The following is a 17,456-nucleotide window of genomic DNA, read 5'->3' on the forward strand; positions in this document are numbered from 1 at the left end:
TATCATTCTCAATCATCGGAATGAAAAATATACGCTTACCATCTGAACTGAATTACGTCATTTTACATATTCCGATATTTTAAAGCTAAGACCGATAATGAGAAGTACGATATAAGTAAAGGACAATACGAGAAAGTACAATCTCCAGGTTTTCTGCATGACACGAGTTATTTGGAACTCCTTTTCCTTCAGCCTTTCAACAACCGTAAAGAGAATGGCGATCAAAATGGCGATAGCTGAAATATAAAAACCAGTTCCTTTACCAAAAATCGTCATAGATGTAATATACACCGATAAAAACAAAAAAGGGGTTGTAAAGTCTGCCGCTTTCCCGATAACTGCGGCAGGCGCTGTGCCCATTTTCCTCATTCCGATCAGGAATAGAATCGTTATGAGAAATGGAAATAAAACGATGATTCCTGTAAGTATAGACAAGAAGCCATTTATCATGCCGATCAACTCCTATCTATCGCAAGCAGCATTTTTTCGAGAGTTTGCAATAAACCCAAACGCGCCCCACGCCTCTCGCCCATTTGAATAACTGACGAAACAACCGTTTCAATCTCCATCGGATTCCCATTCATCCGATCGATCAACATGGATGATTTATTTTTTGCGGTTCTAATACAAACTTCTTCAACGACCGCTTTCGATAAATCTCCTTGCATTTCAGGAAAAGCAGCATTGATTTCCTCAAACAATTGATCAAAGAGTGTTTTAGCGTACCTATTCTCCACTAATTCCCCGTTCCTCACTTGCAAAATAGCTGTTAATGGATTGATCATGCAATTTATCAATACTTTGCGCAAAACAATTTGTTGTGCGTCATTTGTAAACGCCACTGGAAACAAAGATGAATTTGCATCCTTCATAAAATCAAAACTTGTCCCATCTCCTCTGTAAGGAGCAATCTTTATAGTACCTACTCCGTTATGTGATACAGTGCGATCATCCAAACGTCCCGCGCCATGTTCAACAGTCGCAAAAAACACATTGGGCATTGAAGTTTCGCTTACAAAATGGAAATGTTCATATCCATTTTGAACGAACATGACTGGACTCTTTATATTTCTTTCAAGAATGTCATCAACAATCGATGCGACTCCACCGTACTTCGTCGCGACGATCCACGGGGCATTTCCTGGCAATTTTTCAATATCGGTTTCTGCTTCCGCGTTCAAATCCACTTCTGAACCGTCGCTATTGATCCGCCTTATTCCATGCTCTCTAATAGTAGCCGCCTGTTTTTCGCGTCTTACATAAAACACAACTTTTGCCCCCGTCTCTATTAAATAGGAGCCTATGAGCAAACCAATAGAACCCGCACCTGCGATAACAACCTCCATCCATTTCTCCCCTTTTTTAAAAGGGCGACCTCTAGAAAGGCGCCCTTTATTTTTCCTTATATTCAATTATACAGGAAAGACAGAATGTTTTTTAGGTGGTAATGGAAGTTCTTTTGTTGAGTAAAAGCGGAAACGATCGGCAAGTACGCTTCTCAAATCCGAAGGCGAGACAATCTCGTCGATAATCAGCTCAGAAGCCATTTTATAAATATCGATTTCCTCTTTATATTCTTTGTGTTTCGCCTGAACGAAAGCTATTTTCTCTTTCGGATCCTCGATCGCTTCGATTTTATTTGAATAGACTGCATTGACCGCAGCCTCTGGACCCATCACTGCAATCTGCGCAGTCGGCAGCGCAATGCATACATCGGGCTCGAAAGCAGGTCCTGCCATTGCATAAAGTCCAGCACCATAAGCTTTCCGGACGACGACAGAAATTTTAGGAACAGTTGCCGAACTCATCGCCATAATCAATTTCGCACCATGCCGGATAATACCGTCACGCTCCACTTTTGTACCGATCATGAAGCCAGGGACATCCGCCAAGAACAATAGCGGGATAGAAAATGCATCGCATAAGTTAATGAATTTGGCCGCTTTATCCGCCGAATCGACGAAAAGGACGCCTCCTTTCACTTTTGGCTGATTTGCGATAATTCCTACTGACTGCCCTTCAATCCGAGCGAGTCCTGTAATAAGTTCCGGTGCGAATAATTTCTTAATATCAAAGAAACTACCTTCGTCAATCAAAGCACCAATTGCTTCATACATATCAAACGGTGCATTTTGGTTTTCAGGAATAATCTCTTCCAAAGACCTGCCCGCCTTAGCTGCAATTGCCTCTTTCATGGAAGGTTTTTCAGTGTAGTTAGCTGGAAAATAATTGAGATAGCGCCGCGCTTCGCTAATCGCTTGTTCTTCGCTTTCTACGAGCACATCGCCGCATCCGCTTACAGTGCAATGCATTCTAGCGCCGCCCATCTCTTCCAGTGACACTTTTTCGCCAATCACTTTTTCCGCCATCCGTGGAGACCCTAAATACATGGAAGCATTGCCTTCCACCATGATGACTATATCGCAAAACGCTGGAATATAAGCCCCTCCGGCAGCTGAAGGTCCGAATAACAGACAGATTTGCGGTATGAAACCCGATAATCTTACTTGATTGTGGAATATCCTTCCCGCACCACGGCGGTTTGGGAACATTTCAAGCTGATCTGTTATACGCGCTCCTGCGGAATCGACAAGGTATAACATCGGCACTCTGTTCTTCTCAGCAATTTCTTGGATGCGGATAATTTTCTCAACAGTTCTCGATCCCCAAGAACCCGCTTTTACCGTCGAGTCATTTGCCATAACGCAAACAGTTTGCCCATTCACTTTCCCAATAGCAGTAACAACGCCATCCGCCGGTAAATCTTCAGCTTCACAATTTGCGAACCGTCCATCCTCCATATACTTGCCATCATCGAATAGCAGCTTGAGGCGATCGCGTACAAACAGTTTACCCTGCTCTTTTAATTTTTCATGATATTTTGGATGTCCTCCTGAGAGCACCTTCTCAATTCTTTTTCCCAGCTTTTCGTTATAACTAGTCTGTTTTGTCATATTCGTCATCGTTATACCCCCTCCGATCACATTCCCATCAGTTCATTGCTTTACCAAAACAGTTTTTATCCCTCAATTACCGCCAATACATCCTCTTCATTTACAAAATCTCCAACTTGGACATTAATGGATGTCACTTTTCCAGAAACCTCCGTCTCGACAGGAATCTCCATCTTCATCGACTCCAGAACGATGACCACTTGGCCCGCTTGCACTTCTTCCCCTTCAAATACATTCACTGTAAATACCGTACCTGCCATTGCCGCTTTTATCTGTGTCATTTTTCCGCTTCCTCCTTTTCGGTTTTCAACCATTCTGTCAGTACATTCGTATTATAATTGCCTTCCTTAAATTCTACTGAACCTATGAAATGTTTAAAGAGTGGAATATTTGATTTCACTCCTTCAATCGTGAAAGTGTCAAAAAAATTAACCGCTTCGCTAATCGCTTCTTGTCGTCCTTCCGCATGTATGATCACCTTCGCTATCATTGGATCATAAAACGGTGTTATATTTCCGCCTTCTTCATAGCCCGAGTCAATGCGCACATTTGCATGATTATTCCAAGCCATTTTACGGATTGTCCCTGGGGAAGGCATGAACGTAACTGGATCCTCCGCATAAATACGGAATTCAATCGCATGCCCATGGCTTTTGATCTGTTGCTGATCCTTTACCGGCAATTCATTACCTTTGGCCACTTCAATCTGCCACTCGACTAAATCATATCCGGTTACTTCTTCCGTAACGGGATGCTCCACTTGAAGACGGGTATTCATTTCGAGGAAATAAAACTCATCATTTTCCGATAAAATAAATTCGACAGTACCAGCATTCCGGTACCCGACCGCTTCCCCCGCGGCAACAGCAGCCTTATATAGCCGCTCAGCCACTTCTCCCTTCAAGGAAGGCGATGGAGATTCTTCGATCACTTTCTGATTCCTTCTCTGTACGGAACAATTACGTTCGAATAGATGGACGATATTCCCTTTATCATCCCCGAAAATTTGCACTTCAATATGGCGTGCGTTTTCGACGAACTTTTCAAGAAAAACGATATCATCACCAAAATACGCTTTCGCTCGGCTTTTAACAGATTGAAAATGTTGACTGAGCGCTTGCTCATTTTCACATCGCACCATTCCGATGCCGCCACCACCCGCACTCGCTTTTAACATGATCGGATATCCAATCGTTTCTGCAGCCTGAATCGCTTCCTCAATAGAGGAGACTCCTTCATCTGTGCCAGGCACAACCGGTACACCCGCATTTTTCATTTTTATTCTCGAGGCAATTTTATCGCCCATCAATTCGATCGTTTCCGCATCCGGTCCAATAAATGTCAAACCTGCGTCCCGCACTTTACGTGCAAAGGATGCATTTTCGGATAACAGTCCGTAGCCAGGATGAACAGCGTCCGCCCCAACTTTCAAAGCTACGTCGATAATGTCTTCCGCTTTCAAATAGGATTGCACTACAGGACCAGGTCCGATACTAATTGCCTCATCCGCGTACTTGACAAACGGCATATGCACATCGGCTTCAGAATGGACAGCGACAGTCTTTATGCCAAGCCGTTTGCACGTCTTCATGATCCTTAATGCGATTTCCCCACGATTCGCAATAAGTATTTTATTCATATAGTAACCCCCCAAGCTGCATTGTTTAAACTTCTCCCCATTACTAGTTTATACGATGAATGAAACCGTTTTCAACTATTTGTCTGAATTCCTTTGAAAATCTGATCTTGCATATATTCTTACATAACGGATTTCATTTATTTTCTAGTTAAGAAATTTGCAACGGCTTCATGGTGGGCATCGCTTTCCCATAGTTTTGCGCATTGCGCTGATTCTTCGAGCATTCTTTCTTTAAGCCCTTTTTGCTCCCAATCCACTATCGCTATCTTTTTATACGCTTTATGAACGGATGGATGTATTTTCTTCATATCGCAAATGAATTCTTCTAAAGCATCTTGTGCATTTCCTTCGTAAATTCCTGTTGCCCAACCGATTGTTTGCAATTGTTCCGCTGTATGTACTTTTGCTTCTGATAATAATTTTAATGCTGTACCGTGATTGTTCATTTTAACGAATAGTTGAGAAGCTCCTCCCCATCCGCTCGTGATCGCTAATGTACCTTGGATGAATCCCGCTTTCGCTTTCGATGAGACAAGCCTATAATCGCATGCTGTGGCAATTTCGCATCCGCCACCGACTGCAGCTCCGTTGACGAGTGCTATGACAGGTACAGGCAATGACGCCAATCTGTACAATAGCCCTGCCATCTTGCTCAACATCGGGTAAGCTTCGTCCGCGGTACGGAATCCATGGAATTCAGATAGGTCACCGCCCGAACAAAATGCACGGTCGCCTTCACCTGTTACGACTGCATACGCTATGCTAGCATCCGATTCTACTTCTGATAGAAACATTTCAAGACCATCCATGACTGCGTGATTAATCGCATTCCTCATTTCTGGCCGATTGATCGTGAAAGTTGCGATTCCATTATTGATTTCGATTTTATAGGACATGCAAACCCCTCCTTAGGTAGTTGAATAAAAGTTATCGGTCATTTCCATAGAGTTATCGATCACTTCAGAGCACATATCGATCATTTTCCAGCCTTTATCGGTCATTTCCCAAGAGTTATTGTCATTTCGGGATCTTTGACTCATCTTTTTTAATTATTTTACTCTGTGCCGCCTCTGCTTTTCTGTCAATCCAGCTTCGAGTGGCAGTTAACCTCCAACCGAAGCTTTATAATATAAAAAAACCACCGGAGCCATGGCCTCACGGTGGTTTTTAAGCAGGTGAACTTATTCGCCTACTACGTCTTTTCCTTTGTAATGACCGCAAGATTTGCAAACGCGGTGCGCAAGTTTCATTTCGCCGCAATTTTCACAAGTTGTCATGCCTGGAACTTGTAGTTTGTAATGCGTACGACGAAGTCTTTTAGCTGTTTTTGAAGTTCTTCTTTTTGGTACTGCCATTTGAGGCACCTCCTTAGTATCGTATCGCCTATTCCTTGTCCGAATTAAAAAAGTCTGCTAATCCAGCCAATCGAGGATCAACTTTCTTTTCCTTTTCTTCACGGAGCCGCTCTTCGAATTCTTCGTCGGTTGTATAAGACCAGCCTTTCCCCTCTGCCCCTGTCATCTCTTCAGCTTTTTCACTGAAAACCTGCATAGGAACTTCGAGAAGAACTAATTCTTCAAAGATCGGGGTCGGATCAATGATTTCGCCGACAACCGGGTGGATCATGTCATCCGTTGCAAGTGTAGCCTCATCCCAACTGAACTGTTCGTCCGTTTCCACTGAAAAAGGATATTCGACATCTTCCCAAGTTCGTGAACAAGGCAATGTCATTACACCTTCAAGCTTGAAATGGCAAGTTAGTTTTTTCGAACCGATTATGCAGCTGCCCGTTACATGGACAGGCTTAATATCCCGGATTTCCGGATTCCGTTTTTTGACGGAGTCAAGGTTGACCGCTTCGTCAAGCGGCATTGCTCCTTGTCTGTATTTCTGTAATTGATGAATGGACCATTTCACGTCTATATCACCTCAAGACAACACTGTTGATTATATAATGGATAAAAAGGGATGTCAAGATATTTTCTTGTCACCTAAATCACATCAAAGTATAATGTAAATTAGATTATACCGAAGGGGTGGACAGATTGAAAGCTACAGGTATCGTCGTTGAATATAATCCATTGCATAATGGACATGTCTACCATGCTCAGCAGGCGAGGAACGCTACGAATGCTGATGTTATCATCGCAGTGATGAGCGGAAATTTCCTACAAAGGGGCGAGCCCTCTTTTGTCGATAAATGGACAAGGACGAAGATGGCGTTAGCATCCGGCGTGGACATTGTATTTGAACTTCCTTACCGTTTTGCAACATCCAACGCTCCTCTATTTGCGCAAGGTGCAGTCGAGCTGCTTGATGCTGTTGGATGTGAATCTTTTTGTTTCGGTAGCGAAGACGGCAATATCGAGCCTTTTCAAAATAGCTTACGGCTAATTGACCGCCATACCGTTCAATACGAATCAGCAGTGAAGAATGCAGTCGCAGAAGGAATAAGCTATCCAATGGCGCTGAATAAGGCGTATAAAATAATCCAAGCGGGACATCCAGAGATTCCTGTGGCCGATTTGTCCATGCCGAACAACATTTTAGGGTTTCATTATATGGCAGCCGTACAATCGATCGGTTCATCGATGGAAGCCGTAACGATCAAGCGAATGGGAGCCGGCTATCATGATGACACATTGGATAGCCAAAAAATTGCAAGTGCAACAGGAATCCGCAAATCGTTCTTTAGCACGGAAACACTTGACGAAGTTTCAGATTTTATTCCGCAAGCTACAAGACGTCTGCTCATAGAATGGGATGCGGAAAGGAAGGCCTTCGGCAACTGGGATACCTTTTACCCATACTTGCGATATATAATTTTGCGAGATGGTCCTTCCCGGCTTCGTTCGATTGCAGACGTTTCAGAAGGAATTGAAAATCTCATCTTTCGCGCAGCACAATCTCATGATTCATTCCAATCATTCATGGATGCCGTCAAATCTAAACGGTACACATGGACTAGGATTCAACGGATGCTGACGCATATACTAACTGGATTTACGAAAGAAATGCGCTCTAAAATGGAAAAACCGTCTTATTTGCGTTTACTCGGAATGACAAATGAAGGTCGTTCTTATTTAAGCGGCCGCAAAAAGAATCTTGGATTGCCACTCATTAGTAAAGTCGCTTCTTTTTCCGATCCTGCGTTGAAGATGGATATTTCCGCATCCGACATATATGCGCTAGCGCTTGGAAAAGGTAGCGACCATTCGAAAATCGGTTTGGATTACGTAACCTCACCAATTATGGAAAATCACTTCTCTTCCAAATCTTTCAAGTAATTTAGAGCATCATCGATTGTAGTCACGGGCACGATTTTCATTTTCGTGCCTATTTTTTCTGCTGTTTTTACCGCTTCCTCATAGTTCGTCAATATTCCTGGATTCTTTTCACGAACTTCATCCGGTAAATAATCGTTTGGCGCAAAAAAGATTTCAACGCCTTCCCGATCAGCCGCCATTATTTTGAAATCGGCTCCTCCAATCCTACCGACAGTTCCATCGGAAAGCATTTCTCCGGTTCCGGCGATGTTATACCCTTTTGTCAAATCCTCGTCAAGCAGCTGATTCATAATTTCCAAGGTGAACATAAGTCCTGCGGAAGGTCCGCCAATATCCGCCGTGTGGATATCCACTTTCGGATCCGTTGACAGTTCACGATCTTCCTGGAATTCTACACCTAAACCGATTCGTCCGTTCGATTTCGGTATTTCACTTAATGTGATGTCTACATCCACCATCTTTGAGTCCCGTTCCACAGTGACGGTGACTTTGTCGCCTTTTTCCTTGCCAGAAATAGATGATGCAAACTGTCCGCCTTCTTTTAACTGCACTCCATCGACATAGCGGATTTTATCACCCGTTTCGAGCTTACCATCAGATGCACTGTCTTGCAGGACAGATACGATGAAAACCCCATCATACGTAATATCGACTGGGATACCAGCTTTACTGAATGCTACGGTAATTGCATTGAATTGGGAATCTGACATAAGCTTTTTTTGACGAATATTATATTCTTTATCATCCTCCCCTTCTCTTCTCACCTTATTGATCGGCAACAATTTCATCCGATCAGAAAATTTTGAGGCAATATAGGAAAAAGGAGTAGCTTTTCCTATCGAAATAGTCATGAGATTGAAGGTTCCTACATCATCCTTATCTCCATCCTCGACCTCTACAATCGGTGCCAAATCATAAGCCCCGCCTGGTTTCGATATGTATGCCTCAAGAGGATAAACAAATAAAAACATTAATAAAAGCACTGCTACAGCTGTCAATCCAACCCTTTTCGCCTTCATACCTACACACCTCCATTAATAGCCTGTACAGATGGGACATATATATAACAAGAAAAGCGGAGGGCGCTTACTCAGCTTCGACAGGCATAAGGCGAAGATGCGAAGTGGCACTCTTTGCCACGCAGCAGCTTTGACTTATGACCCGAGAAGCTAGCGCCCGAAGCTAGACACAAGAAAAGCGGAGGGCGCTTGCTCAGCTTCGACAGGCATAAGGCGAAGATGCGAAGTGGCATTCTTTGCCACGCAGCAGCTTTGACTTATGACCCGAGAAGCTAGCGCCCGAAGCTAGACACAACAAAAGTACCCGTAGCCTAGACAGACAGTATTCGCTGATTGATAAGGCAGCTGGTAATTAGTGTACCACCGAAAATATCCATAATAAAGCATTAACAACAATCATTTGCAACACTCTTCATGGAAGGAGGAACACGAATGTTCACCACTTTAGATACTATGCAACGTCAAGCTCTATGATCAGCATCGCCATTATATGGGGATTGATCATCCTCTTCATCTTACAGCCCGGTATTGCCCATGACGGTGCAGAAGCCGGTGCTCAATTATTTGTACACGCCTTGCTCCCCTATTTGCTTCCATACATCATTTTGACCCAATGGCTATTGAAAGTGCCTGTGGAAAACCCGTCGGTGAGCAGTTGGAAACGATATTTGAAAGCGTATATCCTCGGTTCATTCGGAGGATTTCCTGTCGGAGCTGTTACAGTAACAGAAATGGTGAAAAACGGTGAGCTATCTAGAAGGGAAAGCGGATACTTGCTTGCTGCATGCCATGCACCAGGACCCATGTTCATATTAGGATTTGTAGGCACCGAACTGTTCGGTGACACGGCGTCCGGTTGGAAGCTTTTGGCGTCCATTCATATTGCAAATATCCTCTTTTTTCTTTTTGCTTTATTAGTCATGAGGAAGGGACGTAAAGAATTAAATAGCTCAAAGCTTCAATTGAAAGAAAAACAGTCGAGTTCACCTTTTTTAGAGTCGATAAAAGACAGTTCAACTGTCATCATTCTTGTTGCGACGACGGTCATTTTCTTCTCCTCCCTCGGCAACGTGTTGACAACCGCCATTTCGAAAGCATTCACAGTTGACCTAGGTATCACAAAAACAGTGCTTCTTGCTATATTCGAAATGACTTCTGGCGTACAATCAGCGACTGACCACTTTTTCACAAGCCCAGTATTCCCTTTTTTAATCGCTGCAATCATTTCTTTGAACGGTCTTAGCATCCATATGCAAGTATTCGTCATTGCGAAAACGGTAGATACACCCCTTTTCCCATACTTTCTCAGCAGAGTGTGGAGTGTGATCACCGTGCCGCTCATCTTGTATTTTTTATTATGAAAAATGGTTATGACAAATACCTTGTCATAACCATTTTCCACTACTTTATGAACCTATGTACTTTTCTCGCAACGCCTTTTCGACTACGGCAGGGACGAGGCCGGAAATGTCACCACCATACCGCGCAACCTCTTTGACAATACTGGAGCTTAAAAATGAATATTGATTTTTCGTCATGACGAAGAATGTCTCAATGCTTTCATCCAACATTCTGTTCATAGAAGTGATTTGCATTTCATATTCAAAATCGGAGATTGCCCGCAACCCCCTTACAATGACAGAAGCTTCAACGCTGCGTGCATAATCAATTAGAAGACCTGATGAAGAATCGATGATGACGTTCGGAAATTTCGATGTGACTGCACGTATTAAATCCATCCGTTCTTCCACAGAGAATAAAGGATTTTTAGACGAATTATTCATGACAGCGACTCTCACTTCGGGAAAGACTTTGGCTGCCCTTTCGATAATGTCAAGATGACCGTTTGTAATAGGATCGAAGCTGCCAGGCACAACTGCTATTCTCTTTTTTGTCATAGAAGCTACCTCATTTCATATAAATGGAAACCGCGCTGTTCCCATAGATCGGGTTTTTGGTCTTTTCAAAATCACTATAAGCATCAGGAAGTGTCAATTGCTTATCATGTTCACAAACGATGATTGCATCGTCGGATAACATGCCTGCTTGAGCAATCGTATCCGCTAAATCATAAAATTTCGTTTCGGCATATGGTGGGTCGATGAAAAGTAAATCGATTTTAATATCTGTTGGCAATGCCCGAATAGCATTCCTCGCATCATTTCTAACAATATGTACTTGATCAGTAAAGCGGCATTTTTCTACATTCTCACGAATGACGGAACATGCCTTTTGATTTTTCTCGAAAATATAAGCTTCGTCTACTCCCCTGGATAATGATTCAATGGAAAGTGAACCGCTGCCGCCAAACAGTTCGACAGCGATTCCCCCGTTAAAATAAGGACCAATCATATTGAATATCGATTCTTTTACCTTATCTGATGTAGGTCTTGTCAAATTGCCAGGCAATGATTTTAATGGTGTTCCTTTTCTGGATCCGGATACGACCCTCATTTTAATTCTCCTCCTAACAACGACTTCACTACAATCGTATCTTCATTTTTTTGAATGGATAAATGGAATATCCGCCTTAATGCATCTTCCGCAAAATAATACTCGTTTCCAATGAATGCATATGGCTTTTCGCGTAATTCATACCTCTTTTCATTTAATACATAAAAAGGGTCACGCAACGAGAATCTGAATTTCTCTTCTTCACTTTCAATATAAATAGAACTTTCATTTGCAGATACATCATAGCCGTTTCTGGATAACAATTTACTCGCCGGATAAAGTGTCTGCTTGTCCATAATAATAACTTGAACGTCTTCTTGAGCTTCACCGTTCATATAAACTGTTCGCGTGTCCTCAAGTACGAAAGGATAGCTTCCTTCAGTGTTCTTTTGAACAAAGGAAGTTTTCCACCCGGCAACTTCTCCTATCAGCTCATCCAGTATAGATGCATCAATATGCTCGCCGTATTTCTCAGTGAGACGGGACTGCAATATTTCGTACTGTTCTTCTGTCAATGAACCTTTCATTGATTCAAATACCGCTTTGGCTTCTTTAGTACCAGTTGGCGTATCAATGGAAATCGATGTGACTAAACTTGCTACAAGTTGCTCTCGCTCCGATATGGCATACATCGAGCGGACTCCTCTTTCCAAAACTAAGTCAGACAGCTCCGTTGCTTTCAGCTGGGTAATAATAAATCGGGAAGATTGAAGAGGTTTCCCTTCTGGATCCAATACGACAGAAATATGTCGGGTATTTAAGTCTTTCAAGTCGCCATTTAACTGCTCTGCGACATCAGCATCTATTGAATCCGCGAATATCGAAAGACGATCGCCTCGATATGCTTCCGGATAAACTTTGCGTTGCCAATAAAGATCCGAGACTGTACCGTTCCCTTTGAACATTGAATAATCGACCATGTCCATTTTTTTGGTTCCCACCAACGGGAGACCGCTGATCCACATTCCACCAATGCCGCTTTCATCCGTTACATGTAAAATCGTAGAATCCGGTTTCGCATTTCTCAGCTTGGCAAATGGTTCCTTAAAAAGCTTTCGGCTTTCTAACGTTCCGGATATCGGTATTTCGTACGAGATGGATTGCCTGCTATGCTCCCCTTCCAAAATTGCTGTGGCATTTTCATTCATTCTTATACATGAAGATTCAGTTTCCAGAAAACAAGCATGCTTTCTGCTCTCTGCAGGATAAATAATTTCGTATCGTCCCTCATCCAAGTTGTGAAAATGATGTGTAATAAAAATAGCGTCCGCTCTATTGATCACTTCAATTTCCTGGACATAGCGGGATAATTTTTCAGACGACCCACTTGCATCCGCCAATTGACTATAATGCATATAGAGTAAAACCGAATTCATGATAATTAATAGACCGACGATGCGGAATGTGATCTTCAATTGCTGCACCTCATTGCAAGGGATGTTTAATGTACTTGAAAAATGCTATGATGAACTATATTCCGAATGGAGAAAGGTAGTGTCATGTATGTTACAACAGTACTTTATCGAATTGGGTGAAGGTTATGGAGACATCTATGAGCTTTTAGAACTAATCGAAACGAATCAACATCGCCTCCATAGAACTTTCATCTTTTCTTCAAACACTAACAGCGGACAAGCGATCTCCGTAGCAGCTGCATTCCAACCTGCCCGAAACAGCAATTTCATGCCAATATACATTTGCAGGGAAGGAATCATACAACCTGGGGAATCTAAGTCAAAAAGAAGGCTCCTCTTTGAAGAAGTATCCTTGCAGAATGGCCAGGAACCGATTTTTATTGGGTTGAAGCATTCTTCTGAATTCGCCGATTCCAAACTGTTCTATCAGTATATAACAGGAATCCTTCGTCTTAATCATCTTGTTCCGCCATTGCGATAAATTAGAAAATTTTATAATCCGATTTTGTAGTCATATTCCTTTGCCTTATCAGGTTTGGCGTTCTCATATTCAGTTTTAACAAATGGACGATAAGACGGAAGTACTTTTTTAACAGACGGAAGTCGTTCAAGTTTTCGTATCGTATCGTCAACGTCCACTTGATCACAATAAAGGACGACGTATTTCATTTTTCTGGAAATATAATGGACGTGGCCGTATTTACGTAGAGATTTAGCCTGTTTCAAATGATGGAGATATACTATAATCCCTTGTCGATCAATCATGATTTTCCCCTCTTTTCCTACCCCATACAATACCATAGTAGAGAAATGACCTGCAACCGAACATTGCTGACATCTTCCGTTTTTTCCCCTATAATGAGGAAAGGACATGTTAACTTGCTATGTAAGTTTACGCAAAGGCGTAATTGATCGATAAATGAGGAGGATACGAAAATGGGAAGAAAAACGAAAGTGGCTCTTACGGTGGGAGCAGCCGGAGTTGCTGCTTGGGCCGCATCCAAAGTAGTTGCAAAGCCTCAACCCCGACCCACGAAGGAAGCGCTAGAATTCAAGGATCCGGTCGTCCTTTCGCATCGCGGAGGAATGAAATGCGCTCCGGAGCACACGTTGGCGGCGTTTTCAAATTCAGCAGAACTAGGAGTCCATGGTTTTGCTGTAGACATCCGATTGACAAAAGACGAAGAAATCGTTCTCTTTCACGACGAAACTGCGGACAGGACGACCGATTTCTCTGGCAGAATTTCAGACTATACAATAGATGAATTGAAAAAAGCGGATTCCGGATATATGTTCCAAGATGAGGAGGGGAACTTCCCTTTCCGAGATAAAGGCGAGAAAATTGTTAGTTTGCGTGAACTGTTATCCGCTTATCCACATATGCTAATTGCTATCAATCTAAAGGACTCGCCTGATACATATGAAGGCAGCCTAATGCCATCAAAACTCTGGCGACTTCTAGAAGAAACAGGATCAGAGGATCGTGTTATTGTCATGAGTGCCTTTGACGAGCAGACGGATCGGTTTAATCTATATGCTCAAAATAAAGTGGCCATCGGTGCTGGAAATGACGAAGTGAAAAAAGCATACGCGTCGTTTTCAAGTAAATTTGGTCATTTATACAATCCTCGTGCCGATTTGTTTTGCATCGCTGAAAAAATGGGTTTGTTTCCGATGAATACGGAAAGTTTCATAAGCTTCCTTTCCAATTTGAACGTTTCCGTTTACTATAATCATGTCAATGACAAAGAATCATTTGAAAAATTATTGAATGCTGGAGCTGCCGGTTTCATAACTGATAATCCTGTAGTGGCAATGGAAGTAATCCAGCAAAACACATAAAAAAAAGGCGGTTACCTGGTCAATTGCAGGCAACCGCTTTTAGTATATTGACGAAACGCATTTACAACGTCCTTAGGCGGAACAAGAACAGCTTCCACCAGTGCCGCATCCACCGCCGCAAGATGAATCTACAAAGAAATTATCTCCCGTAGGCACTTTGATAGAATCAGAAACAGATTTTGCAATGATTGAACTGATTTCATTCAACAGTCCTTGGACATCGTTTTCCGCAAGACGCAAAGCAGCGACATCCTCATTCATATCTAGTTCCCTCTTTTGTATTCGTATATCTTTCATGACTGTTTTATAGTCAGGATGGTATCTGCCGAAACGTTGCACTTCTTCGTAACGCTCCTTCATATTCGTAAAATCATAAATCGCTTCTGCCAACAATTTGTTGGAATACACGGCATGATTCGCTCTTCTGTACTCTTGGATGATTTCGGAAGAGAGCAACATATCGGAGAGTATTTCTGATTGCTCAATGATTGACATCCATTCATCTGTCATCATCATAGGGCTTTCCCTCCATTCCAACTTATCATAACAGAAAAAGCGTGCTTTGTGCATGTATTCTAACCTGATTTATTTTCTCTTTTCACGCAACGCCGCTTGTGCCACATCATAATCCGAAAATGTGAGAAGCTCTTGCCCGACTTGCTGTGTTTTCTCATGTCCTTTCCCTGCAATCAAAACGACATCCCCATCTTTTGCATAACAAACCGCTTTTTGTATCGCTGTTCTTCGATCAAGCTCCACGTCGATTTTCTCACTCTCACAATTTATTCCCATCAGGATTTCTTCAATGATGGAAGAAGGCTCTTCATTCCTCGGGTTATCAGACGTAATAAACACTTTTGAGGAATAAGTTGCAGCGACCATTCCCATTTGCGGACGCTTACCTTTGTCACGATTACCACCACAACCAAAAACTGTGATCAATTCGCCTGTAGACTCTTCTGTTAAAGAAGCTAACACTGTTTGAAGGGCATCGGGTGTATGGGCATAATCGATATAGACTGTCACATCGCCACCATCCAGACGTTGCAATCTCCCTTCTGGCAGTTCAAGCCGATTGCAAAGCGGTAAAACCTTATGCTGGTCAAAACCGAGTCGTTGCAAAACAGCGACAGCTGCAAGTGCATTTAGTCTATTATGCTTCCCTGGCAAATTGATTGGATATAAGTTGTATGGCACTACTCTTCCAGCAACCATCAGCTCATTGAAATAGTGAACCGGCCTATTAGCCCCATTTACAAGCTTCACGCATTGTCGATCATCCGCATTGACAACAAGTTCCCGCGCCATTGTTGTAAGCCTCTTTTTCGCTGCAATATACGCTTCCTTGCTGCCATGTTCTTCGTAATGATCAACTCCAATATTCAGAAATACTCCAATATCGATTTTGCAATGATCCAATCTTGATGTGGAAAGTCCAAGAGAAGAGGCTTCCATTACAATATATTGCATTCCTTCATCTACACATTTTCGAAGTAGTGGATGGAGAAACTCTGCAGGCAACGTAGTCATTTCGGGCATATCAATGATGACTTTCCTTCCGTTCATGAAAAGTCCTGTTGTCCCAATAACCGCTGCCTGTTCACCGAGCATCGCCATTAATTGGCCTATGAAATGCGTGACAGTCGTTTTTCCGTTCGTACCAGTCACAGCTATAATTGTCATTGATTCTGAAGGATTGCCCGCAAGCTTCGCGCTCGCATGCGAAATGAATCTTCTACCGTCCGGCACTGTAATAAGGGTAATTTCTGTACTTGTTTCGAAATTCACTTCCTCATTTCGATCGACGACGATGGCTATTGCCCCCCGTTCAATCGCCTCTTGCACATGCAAAATTCCATCATCGCTGCAACCTTTCCTCGCAACGAAAATATACCCTTCCTTCACATTTCCAGACCTCTCCGTAATACCGTTAATTGGTATGCCTACACTTCCCGAAACCGTACAGGGCCAGTCTTTCAAGATCTCAGATAATAACAGAAGCCCCCTCCCCTTCCCGAACAATTTTCATGAATACCGAATATATTGAGAGCGAACCATACTTTATCGTATGAAGGAAAAGGAAGGAACGACACGAAGAAAGTTGGGAGCTTGAATGATAGTTCAAAAATTTGGCGGAGTAGCCATGAAAGACAAACAATCTCGAAAAATATGCATCGCACACATCAAATCCGGATTGGAAAACCATCAAAATGTTGTCGTAGTCGTTTCAGCAATTGGAAGGGGAAAAGATCCATACTCCACGGATCAGTTATTGAAGTTGACAGACGCATTCAAACACGCTAAAGCTGCAAGTGACCTCGCTGCGTCATGTGGTGAGCTTATTGCATCAGCGGTTCTTTCTGCAGAACTGGAAGAGGCTGGAGTTCCAAATAGAATTCTTCATGGAATTCAAGCTGGCATCTGGACATCCGGCGATTTTGGTGATGGAACAATTAGTGATATCGACCCCACTATGATTGTCGACAGTTTACAAGAATCCGGATGTGTCATTGTTCCGGGCTTCCAAGGAATAAATGAATTTGGCCAAGTGATGACAATCGGAAGAGGCGGCAGTGATTTGACAGCCATTGCACTTGGGGCTGCTCTGAGAGCATCACATGTCGAATTTTTCAAGGACGTCCCAGGAGTCATGAGCAATGATCCGCGAATCGGTGTAAACACCAAAAAAATCGATAACATGACCATTGATCAGTTGCTGCCCCTTTTGGAAACAGATCGCCCTGTCATTCAGAAGCGTGCTGCAATTTACGCAATGAAAAAAGCGATACCTCTATATGTTAGAGGCATCACTTCCAGTGAGAAAGGGACTTGGATTTTACCATGAA

General features: G+C 42.7%; 20 protein-coding genes. 5 read left to right on the forward strand and 15 right to left on the reverse strand.

Annotated elements, in window-relative coordinates; all coding sequences use genetic code 11:
* Positions 1 to 57 precede the first annotated feature (57 nt).
* The 8 genes from ACR65H_RS07900 to ACR65H_RS07935 all read right to left on the reverse strand — a co-directional run bounded on the left by ACR65H_RS07900 (position 58) and on the right by ACR65H_RS07935 (position 6,510).
* Positions 58 to 450, reverse strand: coding sequence for a DUF3397 domain-containing protein (locus ACR65H_RS07900; protein ID WP_440499603.1), 393 nt, complete (start codon positions 448 to 450; stop codon positions 58 to 60).
* A 5-nt stretch (positions 451 to 455) separates the two neighbouring features.
* Positions 456 to 1,346 carry a 2-dehydropantoate 2-reductase gene (locus ACR65H_RS07905; RefSeq protein WP_440499604.1) on the reverse strand — a complete coding sequence of 297 codons (891 nt, stop codon included), beginning with the start codon at positions 1,344 to 1,346 and terminating at the stop codon, positions 456 to 458.
* Between the two features lie 66 nt (positions 1,347 to 1,412).
* Complete coding sequence (locus tag ACR65H_RS07910; RefSeq protein WP_440499665.1) at positions 1,413 to 2,954, reverse strand: acyl-CoA carboxylase subunit beta; 1,542 nt, start codon at positions 2,952 to 2,954, stop codon at positions 1,413 to 1,415.
* Positions 2,955 to 3,019: 65 nt separating this feature from the next.
* Positions 3,020 to 3,235, reverse strand: coding sequence for a biotin/lipoyl-binding carrier protein (locus tag ACR65H_RS07915; protein WP_440499605.1), 216 nt, complete (start codon positions 3,233 to 3,235; stop codon positions 3,020 to 3,022).
* Positions 3,232 to 4,593, reverse strand: coding sequence for an acetyl-CoA carboxylase biotin carboxylase subunit (locus ACR65H_RS07920; RefSeq protein WP_440499606.1), 1,362 nt, complete (start codon positions 4,591 to 4,593; stop codon positions 3,232 to 3,234). Before ACR65H_RS07920 ends, ACR65H_RS07915 begins: the two co-directional genes overlap by 4 nt.
* Positions 4,594 to 4,730: 137 nt before the next feature.
* Positions 4,731 to 5,489 (reverse strand): enoyl-CoA hydratase/isomerase family protein, encoded by a 759-nt coding sequence (locus tag ACR65H_RS07925; RefSeq protein ID WP_440499607.1) that lies wholly within the window; start codon positions 5,487 to 5,489, stop codon positions 4,731 to 4,733.
* A 285-nt stretch (positions 5,490 to 5,774) separates the two neighbouring features.
* Positions 5,775 to 5,948: a 50S ribosomal protein L32 gene (gene rpmF / locus ACR65H_RS07930; protein WP_440499608.1), complete on the reverse strand. Its 174-nt coding sequence runs from the start codon at positions 5,946 to 5,948 to the stop codon at positions 5,775 to 5,777.
* Between the two features lie 28 nt (positions 5,949 to 5,976).
* Positions 5,977 to 6,510 (reverse strand): YceD family protein, encoded by a 534-nt coding sequence (locus ACR65H_RS07935; RefSeq protein WP_440499609.1) that lies wholly within the window; start codon positions 6,508 to 6,510, stop codon positions 5,977 to 5,979.
* Positions 6,511 to 6,638: 128 nt separating this feature from the next.
* On the opposite strand from ACR65H_RS07935, the gene ACR65H_RS07940 reads away from it, so the two are divergent.
* Positions 6,639 to 7,880 (forward strand): nucleotidyltransferase, encoded by a 1,242-nt coding sequence (locus tag ACR65H_RS07940; protein ID WP_440499610.1) that lies wholly within the window; start codon positions 6,639 to 6,641, stop codon positions 7,878 to 7,880.
* Here the strand turns inward: ACR65H_RS07940 and ACR65H_RS07945 are convergent.
* Entirely contained in the window at positions 7,853 to 8,899 is a 1,047-nt protein-coding gene (locus ACR65H_RS07945; protein WP_440499611.1) for a SepM family pheromone-processing serine protease, read from the reverse strand. The two genes, ACR65H_RS07940 and ACR65H_RS07945, sit on opposite strands and share 28 nt — an antisense overlap.
* A gap of 497 nt (positions 8,900 to 9,396) precedes the next feature.
* Here ACR65H_RS07945 and ACR65H_RS07950 point away from each other — a divergent pair, with 497 nt between their 5' ends.
* Positions 9,397 to 10,260: a hypothetical protein gene (locus ACR65H_RS07950; protein ID WP_440499612.1), complete on the forward strand. Its 864-nt coding sequence runs from the start codon at positions 9,397 to 9,399 to the stop codon at positions 10,258 to 10,260.
* Positions 10,261 to 10,305: 45 nt separating this feature from the next.
* Here ACR65H_RS07950 and coaD read toward each other — a convergent pair whose 3' ends face one another.
* From coaD to ACR65H_RS07965, 3 genes are read right to left on the reverse strand one after another with little or no spacing between them, the layout of a single operon-like run.
* Positions 10,306 to 10,797 (reverse strand): pantetheine-phosphate adenylyltransferase, encoded by a 492-nt coding sequence (coaD, locus tag ACR65H_RS07955; protein ID WP_440499613.1) that lies wholly within the window; start codon positions 10,795 to 10,797, stop codon positions 10,306 to 10,308.
* A gap of 10 nt (positions 10,798 to 10,807) precedes the next feature.
* Positions 10,808 to 11,353: a 16S rRNA (guanine(966)-N(2))-methyltransferase RsmD gene (rsmD, locus tag ACR65H_RS07960; RefSeq protein WP_440499614.1), complete on the reverse strand. Its 546-nt coding sequence runs from the start codon at positions 11,351 to 11,353 to the stop codon at positions 10,808 to 10,810.
* Entirely contained in the window at positions 11,350 to 12,768 is a 1,419-nt protein-coding gene (locus tag ACR65H_RS07965) for a hypothetical protein (RefSeq protein ID WP_440499615.1), read from the reverse strand. Before ACR65H_RS07965 ends, rsmD begins: the two co-directional genes overlap by 4 nt.
* Positions 12,769 to 12,856: 88 nt before the next feature.
* Between ACR65H_RS07965 and ACR65H_RS07970 the strand changes: the two genes are divergently transcribed.
* Entirely contained in the window at positions 12,857 to 13,249 is a 393-nt protein-coding gene (locus tag ACR65H_RS07970) for a DUF7147 family protein (RefSeq protein ID WP_440499616.1), read from the forward strand.
* An 11-nt stretch (positions 13,250 to 13,260) separates the two neighbouring features.
* On the opposite strand, the gene ACR65H_RS07975 is transcribed toward ACR65H_RS07970, so the two are convergent.
* On the reverse strand, positions 13,261 to 13,533 hold the full coding sequence (locus ACR65H_RS07975; RefSeq protein WP_239429697.1) for a YlbG family protein: 273 nt from the start codon (positions 13,531 to 13,533) through the stop codon (positions 13,261 to 13,263).
* Positions 13,534 to 13,704: 171 nt separating this feature from the next.
* Between ACR65H_RS07975 and ACR65H_RS07980 the strand changes: the two genes are divergently transcribed.
* Positions 13,705 to 14,610 carry a glycerophosphodiester phosphodiesterase family protein gene (locus ACR65H_RS07980; RefSeq protein ID WP_440499617.1) on the forward strand — a complete coding sequence of 302 codons (906 nt, stop codon included), beginning with the start codon at positions 13,705 to 13,707 and terminating at the stop codon, positions 14,608 to 14,610.
* Between the two features lie 72 nt (positions 14,611 to 14,682).
* Here ACR65H_RS07980 and ACR65H_RS07985 read toward each other — a convergent pair whose 3' ends face one another.
* Entirely contained in the window at positions 14,683 to 15,126 is a 444-nt protein-coding gene (locus ACR65H_RS07985) for a YlbF/YmcA family competence regulator (RefSeq protein ID WP_440499618.1), read from the reverse strand.
* Positions 15,127 to 15,195: 69 nt separating this feature from the next.
* Positions 15,196 to 16,515: a Mur ligase family protein gene (locus ACR65H_RS07990; RefSeq protein WP_440499619.1), complete on the reverse strand. Its 1,320-nt coding sequence runs from the start codon at positions 16,513 to 16,515 to the stop codon at positions 15,196 to 15,198.
* A gap of 208 nt (positions 16,516 to 16,723) precedes the next feature.
* Between ACR65H_RS07990 and ACR65H_RS07995 the strand changes: the two genes are divergently transcribed.
* Complete coding sequence (locus ACR65H_RS07995; RefSeq protein ID WP_440499620.1) at positions 16,724 to 17,455, forward strand: amino acid kinase family protein; 732 nt, start codon at positions 16,724 to 16,726, stop codon at positions 17,453 to 17,455.
* Position 17,456: the final 1 nt, after the last annotated feature.

The organism is Sporosarcina sp. SAFN-015, from assembly GCF_059415085.1.